The following is an 8375-nucleotide window of genomic DNA, read 5'->3' on the forward strand; positions in this document are numbered from 1 at the left end:
TAAAACTTATAACGAAATTGGGTGAAAACTCCGATAGTTTAGGATGAATTTAGCCATAGAGAACCCATCAAAAGCCAAAAAGTTTTGATGGGTGAGTGGAGAACCCCGTTAAAAAGCGAGATTAAAGCGTCAAGTCAGTTCAATTTGAGAATCATCACCAATTAAAAAGCGTAATGCTTTAGGACGACGGGGGGCAATACTTAACTGGGCGCGTTGTCCAATTAAACTATCAATAATTCGTTGCTGAATTCCAGTAATTTTAGCACCTTCTAAAACCACGCTGTGTTCTAAATCTGTTTCTATGAGTGTTGAATTATCGGCAATACTACTATATGGACCGATAAAACAGTTTTCTAAATAGCAATTATTACCAATTACCACGGGTCCGCGAATTGTACAGTTGATGATTTTAGATTCAGTCCCAATTTGCACTCTGCCAGTAATCTGGGTTTTCGGATCAATATCGCCTAAAATTGATTTTTGCAAATAGGTATCAAGAATGAGACGGTTAGCTTCTAATAAATCATCTTTTTTGCCCGTATCTAACCACCAACCATCAAGATTATAAGCTAAAACTTCTTTTTTTTGATCTATTAAACATTGAATAGCATCAGTAATTTCTAATTCTCCTCTAGCTGAAGGTTTAATCAGAGAAATCGCATCATGGATAACTGGTGAAAAAAAATAAACCCCTACCAATGCTAAATTTGATGGGGGAACTTTTGGCTTTTCAATTAACTGTAATACTTTGCCTTTTTCGTCTACCTTTGCCACACCAAAAGCACTAGGATTTGTGACTTCACGTAACAGAATCAAAGCATCTGGTTGTTGTTGAGTAAATTTATCTAAAAATGAACTTAAATCTCCTTGTTGAATCAGGTTATCTCCCAAATACATGGCAAATGGGGAATCTTTTAAAAAAGGACGGGCAACTTGGACAGCTTGAGCTAATCCTGCTGGCTTTTCTTGTAAAATATAGGTGATATTAACACCGAATTTTTCGCCATTTCCAGTTTTATTCTTAACTTCTGCCCCTGTTTCTGGGCTGATAATAATACCAATTTCAGTAATCCCCGCAGCAGCCATTTCTTCAATGCCATACCATAAAATTGGTTTGTTGGCAACTGGAACAAGTTGTTTTGCTCCTGTATAAGTTAAGGGGCGTAATCTTGTCCCTTTTCCACCGGATAAAATCAGTGCTTTCATAGGGATTTTCCTTGTAATTCTTTTAACATTAATCTTAGTTCTTTTCGCCAATGAGGAGGATAAGTTCCTAAGATTTGAGATATTTTCTCACAAGCTAAGACAGAATAAGCAGGACGTTTTGCGGGTGTGGGATATTCGGGGGTAGTAATGGGAATAATATTGGCAATTTTCAGGGGGAAACCAAGTTTTTCTGCTTCTTCAAAAATTGCTATGGCAAAGTCATACCAACTGGCTACACCACTATTTGTATAGTGATAAATTCCCGCATTTTCTGAGGTTAATTGGGGGATAATTTGGGTAATTGTTGAAGCTATATCTTGCGCCCAAGTAGGACTACCAATTTGATCGGCAACTACTCTAACTTCTGATCTTTCTTGACCAACTCGTAACATGGTTTTTACGAAGTTGCTTTTTCCATAAGTCCCATAAACCCAAGCTGTCCGCAAAATTATATGGTGGGGACAATTTTGTTGAATTGCTATCTCTCCCGCTAATTTTGTTTGTCCATATACACTCAATGGATTGGTACTATCTGTTTCTCGATAGGGATAATGACTATTACCATTAAATACGTAATCGGTGGAAAGATGAATTAAGAAACTTCCTAATTTTTGACTTTCTTCAGCGATAATTTGCGGGGCGACAGTATTGATCAGGTGAGCATTTTCTGGTTCACTTTCGGCTTTATCTACTGCGGTATAAGCAGCAGCATTGATAATTATTTCGGGTTGGGTTTCTCTGATAATTTGGCGTAATTTGTCAGGGTGAGTTAAGTCTATTTCTGGACGGGCAAGGGCAATAACTTTGTAGTTGGATGCTAGGGTATGTTGTAGTTCTGTTCCAACTTGTCCGTTACTACCTATTAATAATATTGATTTATTCATAAACTTCGGCGTTTTTGAAAGTTGGAGCGTTGCTATCTTTAGCTGATAAAATTGGGGGTGTTTCTAGAGGCCAATCTATAGCTAAATCTGGATCATTCCAAAGGATAGCGCGATCGCCTCCTGGTGTATAATAATCTGTAGCTTTATAGATAACTTCGGCAATTTCTGAAAGCACGAGAAAGCCGTGGGCAAAACCTGCTGGTATCCACAATTGGCGTTTGTTTTCGGCACTGAGTTCGTAACCTACCCATTGTCCAAAGGTAGAGGAATTTTTTTTAATGTCTACTGCAACATCAAAAATTGTCCCAACAATGGCGCGGACTAATTTACCTTGAGGTTGGATGCTTTGATAATGTAATCCTCGTAGCACATTGTATTCAGATTTTGAGTGATTATCTTGGACGAAGTTGGCTGTGATTCCCAGTTTTTCTGTGAATGTTTTTTGATTGTAGGATTCTAAGAAAAAGCCCCGTGAGTCTTGGAAAACTTGGGGTTCGAGGAGGAGGATATCAGGAATAGAGGTGGGGATAATATTCATTGAATGGTTGAATATTTCAAAGAACACTTAAAACAATATCACTATTTCAGTCAATACCTTCAGTGTTAGTAGATTAGCATATATGCTCAAATTCAATTTGACTATTACAGCACTTTCCGGTGTTATGAGGTACTTATGTAGCGGGCAAGATGCCCGCACTACAGGAGTTTCATAGTTCAAGTTTGTACCTCATTAGAGCGAAATCTGCTGTATATAATTTGTTTATGAATAAAGGAAAGCCTCTAGCCTTCATCCCTTGTCTAAAGCACAGATGTAGCTTCCTAAGTCAGCTACATCTTCAAGGGTTTTCGGCATTTCCCTTATAAATGTAGTTGCTTTAATGCGAGGATTAAAACTAGCTCCAGTTCGATTAGTCACAATCCACAAAACAGATCGCCCACAATCTCGCATGACTCGCAGCAGAGATTCTGAATTGTCACCCAATGACGGCACAGCAATAGGTGTAACCACAATCCCTTGACTACCAAGGACAATAGTAGCGATAGCTCTTGATCTTCGGATATGATAATCCGATGTAATTAAATAAAGATGCTGTAACTTACTGTCAGCAAATTTGTTTACCAAAGTTGTAAAATTAGTTACTGTATCTGTCGCTCTGCCATCAAACCGTAATTGCCGATTAGGAACACCAAACTTTTCAAAAATCAGGCGATTATAATTTAAGTCTGATTCAAAATCAGAAACCCAAATATCTAAATTTCTGTGAGATTGCCAGAACTGGGCAGCAAATTCCATCCGACTACCATTACCACCCAATACAAGGATTGCTTGGGGTACAGGAACTTGGTGAAAGGCTATCGCTATCTTCACAGGAATTATGCCCACTAACACCAATATGATCCCGAAAACAAACCAAGCTAATTTAACCTTCCATTTCATAGGCTATCAAGTTCTACATAATTCTTCTTCCTCTTTCTTCCTCCTGACTCCTAGTATTCAAGCTAATTATTCATTCCGTCCTGCGGTACTAGTACACAACGGCGTAAATCAACCAACCATTAAAAATTTGCAAAAGCTTGTGTAATCTGCTTTTTTAATTTTTAATTGTTAATTTTTAATTCCGCCCTGCGGTACTAGCTTCCAAAACTGTTCCCCGCAAACACACCCGATCTAAATTTGCCCCATTTAACTTCACTGCATCTAATTCAGCACAGAGTAAATTAGCTCCGGTCAAATCAGCCCCTGCTAAATTTGCTGTTCTTAAATCTGCTTCTTCAAGATTCGCTTCAATTAGTACAGCACCTTGTAAGTCTGCACCGCTTAAATCTGCACCTTTGAGATTAGCTGCAGTTAAATTTGCACCTCGTAAATCTGCACATCGCAAGTCAACACTCTGCAAATTTACACCATGCAAATTAGCACCACTTAAAAAAGCACCCGCTAAGGACGCATCATTGAGGATTGCTCCCATCAAGTTACTACCCCGTAAGTTGCTACCACGTAAATCCGCACTTGTCAAGTTAGCCTGCATCAAGTTTGCACCCATGAGGTTAGCCCGCAAGTCGGTTTCTTGCAGATTAGCCCCCATTAAATTTGCACCTTCAAAATGACCACCCTCTAATTTAGAACCAGTGAAGTCAGTCCCCACCAGTTTAGCCCCTGTTAAATTTATCTTCCTTAAATCTAGGTGAGATAGATCCTCATCTTCTAAATTTGCACCGGGGAGTTGTTTGTTTTGTCCTAATCTAATGGTTTCTATATTCATTTGCTGTACACTGAAATCTGCTCACTACTTTTGCTGTCGGTATCCCAACGGGAGTCAAGTAACCATAAACCGCTGCTGACCTTGGGTGTCATTATCGGTAAATCAAGCCCCTGTTGTAAACCCATCACTAATAAACCTAATGTATCTACAAGTTTAGGATCAAAGCGGGTAGATTGTTGTTTTCGGCACTTATCTAAGGCTTGAGAAAATATCTCTGCTCCCCCTTTGCTAGAGTATTTATACTGGTTAACTTGTAGCTGAAATTCTGCAACCAATGATAAAATTCTTGATTCTAAAGGAATATCATCACCAGCTAAACCGGCGGGTTCGCCTGTACCATTCCACCATTCGCTTTGGTGGGTGATAATTTGAGCTATAGCCCGTAGTCTTGGCATGATTCGTAGTGCTTGCGCTGCTGGTACGAGAGGACAAGCCAGAGGACAACTAGGAGATTGTTCTTGATAAGCTGTTGTTATATGACTGGGACTAATCAGGATTTCGGCTTTTTGCAGTGGGTCTAAGCGATGCAACAAAGCAGCTAGGCGTAATCTTTTAATTTGCCATGCGGGTAAATCTAATAATTGCCCCATTGTTTCAACAACAGATGCTACTTCTGATGCGGCTACAGGATTGCGGCTATCTGCTAGATCAATCAACTGTGCCATCCGCAAAAATGCCTGAATTTCGTTAGATACCAAGTTACGATCTAGAAATTTTTGGTGAGATGCTGTGAGAATAGGTAAGTTACCTTGTCCGGTTTTGAGGTAATCAACAACACGAGAGACAACGGTAGCTACTTCTTCTCCTGGACAGATAGCTGGGTGAATTGCTTGTTTATATTGACTTAGTTTGAGTGCTAGTTCAGGATGATAGTCTTTGATATGAGCGATCGCTAACTCTGCGGTTTCTTCCACTAATTCCGGTTCAAATGTCCATAAACCGTAGAATTTACGCTCTAAATCGCAAGTTGGCAAACCATCCTTCCCATAGTCAGCTTCAGATAACTCTTGACAAATTACCATAGCTGTGTAGTCAGGAGCTAAAATCATCAAATGCCACTCCTGCGCCACAGGATCATCGGCAGCTAATCCGACTAAATCAATGTTAGGTAATTGACCAGTAGGATGTTCGGCAAAACCAGCATCAGCCGTTGCCATAATCACAATTTCCCGGCTGTGTTTTGCGATATCTGCGTATCTTTGAGCCTCTTCCAGATACCATTTACCCTGCTGGAAAGCCGTAATCACCAAAGGATCATTATCTTTCGTTAAAATATGATCTTCCAAGGCATGGCAGAGAGACACTAAGGTATTTTTATAGTACACGCCAAAATGAATAGGTCTAGCACTATGGCGGTGAGATGCTTCTAACTGTTGAAGAATTGAACCTTGTAACATGGAATTAATTGGGGATTTCGGATAATAGGGCGGTTAGAAACCGCGTCTACACAGGCGAGACCCACACTTCGTGGGTTCAATATCTTAAGTTTTAATTAGTCCGCACAGGCGGACTTCGTTTGTGTAGCCGCGTATCCCTAACGGAAGCGAGAGGCATCTTTCTGATCACCTGGGCTTATGTTTTCTATAATACGCCAGCCAATTGTTTCTCTGGTTTTTCTATGGGTGCAGAAAGTGCATCTTCCAAATCAGCGCAACCCAATTTGATTTCCAAAATATTCATCACTTCCCGTCCGAAGTCATTGGGATTTTGTCGCCAAGCTTGTAAGCAAACTTCACCAAAGAAAGAACCTAATGGTTCAGGATTCCAAAGGAGTTTTTTTGCTGTCCAAGGCATTAAACTCATCGGATCATAACCAGGTTTGAGAATCCCCTCTTTAAAGGCATATTCTTCTAAATGGGTATGGGGTTGGAGCCCAATAAAGAAAATAGCAGGTTCAACTTTATCAGCCCCAAAAATCCGTTCGAGTTCGCGGTGATAAGCAATAGTTTGACGAATAGTTTCGGGACGTTCATCAATCACATTAAAGGAGTAGTTAACAGAAACTACATCATTGAAACCGGCGGATTTTAAATCACGACAATTTTGTAAAACAGTCCGCAAGTTATAACCCATTCGCATTTTGCGAACCAGTTCTTGAGAACCGCTTGTAATGCCGATTTCAAAATAATTCATGCCTGTTTTTACCATCAACTCACACAATTCGGGTGTTAAGTTGTCGGCTCTAATGTATGCTGCCCAATGAATATCTGACATTCCCGAATCAACGATTTTCTGGAGAAGTTCTACAGCATCATCAATGAATTTACGGGCGGGAATAAATTGAGCATCTGTAAACCAAAAGTTACGAATTCCTCGATTGTATAATTCTCGAATTTCCGCAACAACTTCGTCACTAGGGTTAATGCGGACTTGTTTACCCTCGACTACTGTATAAACACAATAACAGCAATTATGAGGACAACCACGTTTGGTTTGGACACCAATATAAAAATCCTGTTCTTGCAGGTAATAATTAAATTCTGGCCAAATGGTTTCGATGTAATCGTAATTACAAACTGTTTTTTCTAGGGGTGTAGGTTGTTCGTGAATTAGGCGTTGACGGGGTTGATTTTCTCCCACTACATAACAGCGTTCATCCTGAAAATCTTCACCCTTGAGTAGTTTTGTGAGTAGGGTTTCTCCTTCACCGACGGAAATAATTGTTCCGGGCGGTAAGCTTTTACCCAACTGTTCATAAAAGACGCTAACTGCACCGCCACCTAAGACTACACGGGCTTGAGATTGATATTTTTGGGCGCGTTTTAAACCCCGTTTAACTAATCCTAAATTGCGCCATAATTCTACATAATAAGCAATAAAAATTCGTAATCCGCCAAAAGCACCACGCAATTTAATCAAGGGATTTTTTGCGTAATAAAATTCAAAGGCGTTTTGGAGAGGATTACCGCCCCGTCCACCTACTGGCGCATAAATTTGAATATCCCGCCAAGAAAAGACGAGCAATGTGGGTTGAAACTCGTCAATACATCTGTCTAAGGCAGAAGTATAATCTAGTGGGGGGATTGTGCCTAAGTCAAAAATCCGCTGTTCTGCATGGGGAAATAGCTTGTGAACATGATCTGCAAGATAGACAACACCAATGGGAAAGATGGGGTTACAGGGAAGGCGAACGTAGAGGATTTTATTTGCGTTCATACGTATTTAAACTGTAATGCTTGCCGTAGTTGAGAAAAAGACTAAAGGAATTGTGAATTTGCTTCTGACTTGACTAGCATTATCTTTGACATTTCAGTTGTTTTGTGGTCTGCAAAAATTTTTGCCGTTAGCAATCAATCAGAGTGAAAGCGAAAACTGCACTGCATAAAATTTGCTTTTTATATTACGTGGATGGTGTTTATACCACGGGGATTAAAATCCCTCCTGTCGCGGCTGGTGAGCCATGTCGAACCATCCCTTTCAGGGAGCCAAGCCCCCGAGTTTCCCACTTACCGCGAGATATTATGAACAAAATTTTCATATACATTTACCATAACATCGAGTTTATAAATTTAGCGATGATTTTTAGTTGTAATTCTAGAGATAGAGTCAGAGATAATTCAACTTACCAGCGAGAATAAAGTTTGGGGATAAGAGGCTGAAATTCTTATCTACAAACTATTTACAGAGATTCTATCGAAAATAAACAGCCAGATTTTCGTTTATTAGCTATTTTTTGACACTCCCCGGTCTAAAGACGCGGGGATTCTTTAATCAAAGACATGACTTGCTCAGACAGGATTTCTCCAGCCTGAGTAGAGGACTCATCTCCTAAAGCGTTGCTCATGCTTGCACTGAGCTTAGTCGAAGTGTCTAGCATGAAAGTTCCCGTATGCCCTACGGTACTCAATCCTCGACTAAGGATGTTTCTAGCTGCATTCTCATCTCTATCCATCACACAGCCACACTGACAAACGTGTGTTCTCGTAGATAGAGTTTTCTTAACAACTTCACCACAGCTAGAGCATTCAAGGCTTGTATATTGTGGATTTACCGCCACCGTGACTCTCTTAAATACTTTCCC

General features: G+C 40.1%; 8 protein-coding genes. All 8 read right to left on the minus strand.

The genetic code is table 11. From position 1 onward, the window contains the following. Positions 1-129 precede the first annotated feature (129 nt). Positions 130-1206 carry a glucose-1-phosphate thymidylyltransferase gene (locus FJR08_RS21990; RefSeq protein WP_168634583.1) on the minus strand — a complete coding sequence of 359 codons (1077 nt, stop codon included), beginning with the start codon at positions 1204-1206 and terminating at the stop codon, positions 130-132. Continuing rightward, complete coding sequence (gene rfbD, locus FJR08_RS21995) at positions 1203-2090, minus strand: dTDP-4-dehydrorhamnose reductase (protein ID WP_168634584.1); 888 nt, start codon at positions 2088-2090, stop codon at positions 1203-1205. The genes FJR08_RS21990 and rfbD overlap by 4 nt, the downstream gene beginning before the upstream one ends. Beyond that, positions 2083-2628 carry a dTDP-4-dehydrorhamnose 3,5-epimerase gene (gene rfbC / locus FJR08_RS22000; protein WP_168634585.1) on the minus strand — a complete coding sequence of 182 codons (546 nt, stop codon included), beginning with the start codon at positions 2626-2628 and terminating at the stop codon, positions 2083-2085. The genes rfbD and rfbC overlap by 8 nt, the downstream gene beginning before the upstream one ends. Before the next feature lie 249 nt (positions 2629-2877). After that, positions 2878-3528, minus strand: coding sequence for a YdcF family protein (locus FJR08_RS22005; protein WP_254433013.1), 651 nt, complete (start codon positions 3526-3528; stop codon positions 2878-2880). Between the two features lie 175 nt (positions 3529-3703). Next, on the minus strand, positions 3704-4354 hold the full coding sequence (locus FJR08_RS22010; RefSeq protein WP_168634586.1) for a pentapeptide repeat-containing protein: 651 nt from the start codon (positions 4352-4354) through the stop codon (positions 3704-3706). After that, a complete protein-coding gene (locus tag FJR08_RS22015) occupies positions 4351-5751 on the minus strand; it encodes a DICT sensory domain-containing protein (RefSeq protein WP_168634587.1) in 1401 nt (466 codons plus the stop codon). The genes FJR08_RS22010 and FJR08_RS22015 overlap by 4 nt, the downstream gene beginning before the upstream one ends. Positions 5752-5935: 184 nt before the next feature. Then, on the minus strand, positions 5936-7510 hold the full coding sequence (locus tag FJR08_RS22020) for a photosystem II high light acclimation radical SAM protein (RefSeq protein WP_015080420.1): 1575 nt from the start codon (positions 7508-7510) through the stop codon (positions 5936-5938). A 532-nt stretch (positions 7511-8042) separates the two neighbouring features. Then, positions 8043-8375 (minus strand): zinc ribbon domain-containing protein (locus FJR08_RS22025; protein ID WP_168634588.1); only part of this gene is annotated, 333 nt, incomplete at its 5' end.

The organism is Dolichospermum sp. UHCC 0260, from assembly GCF_009711985.1.
GTDB lineage: Bacteria > Cyanobacteriota > Cyanobacteriia > Cyanobacteriales > Nostocaceae > Dolichospermum > Dolichospermum lemmermannii.

Excerpts from the sequence above, each read along its gene's own strand:
- FJR08_RS21990 (WP_168634583.1), bottom strand. The coding sequence starts at position 1,206 with ATGAAAGCACTGATTTTATCCGGTGGAAAAGGGACAAGATTACGCCCC.
- rfbD (WP_168634584.1), bottom strand. The coding sequence starts at position 2,090 with ATGAATAAATCAATATTATTAATAGGTAGTAACGGACAAGTTGGAACA.
- rfbC (WP_168634585.1), bottom strand. The coding sequence starts at position 2,628 with ATGAATATTATCCCCACCTCTATTCCTGATATCCTCCTCCTCGAACCC.
- FJR08_RS22005 (WP_254433013.1), bottom strand. The coding sequence starts at position 3,528 with ATGAAATGGAAGGTTAAATTAGCTTGGTTTGTTTTCGGGATCATATTG.
- FJR08_RS22010 (WP_168634586.1), bottom strand. The coding sequence starts at position 4,354 with ATGAATATAGAAACCATTAGATTAGGACAAAACAAACAACTCCCCGGT.
- FJR08_RS22015 (WP_168634587.1), bottom strand. The coding sequence starts at position 5,751 with ATGTTACAAGGTTCAATTCTTCAACAGTTAGAAGCATCTCACCGCCAT.
- FJR08_RS22020 (WP_015080420.1), bottom strand. The coding sequence starts at position 7,510 with ATGAACGCAAATAAAATCCTCTACGTTCGCCTTCCCTGTAACCCCATC.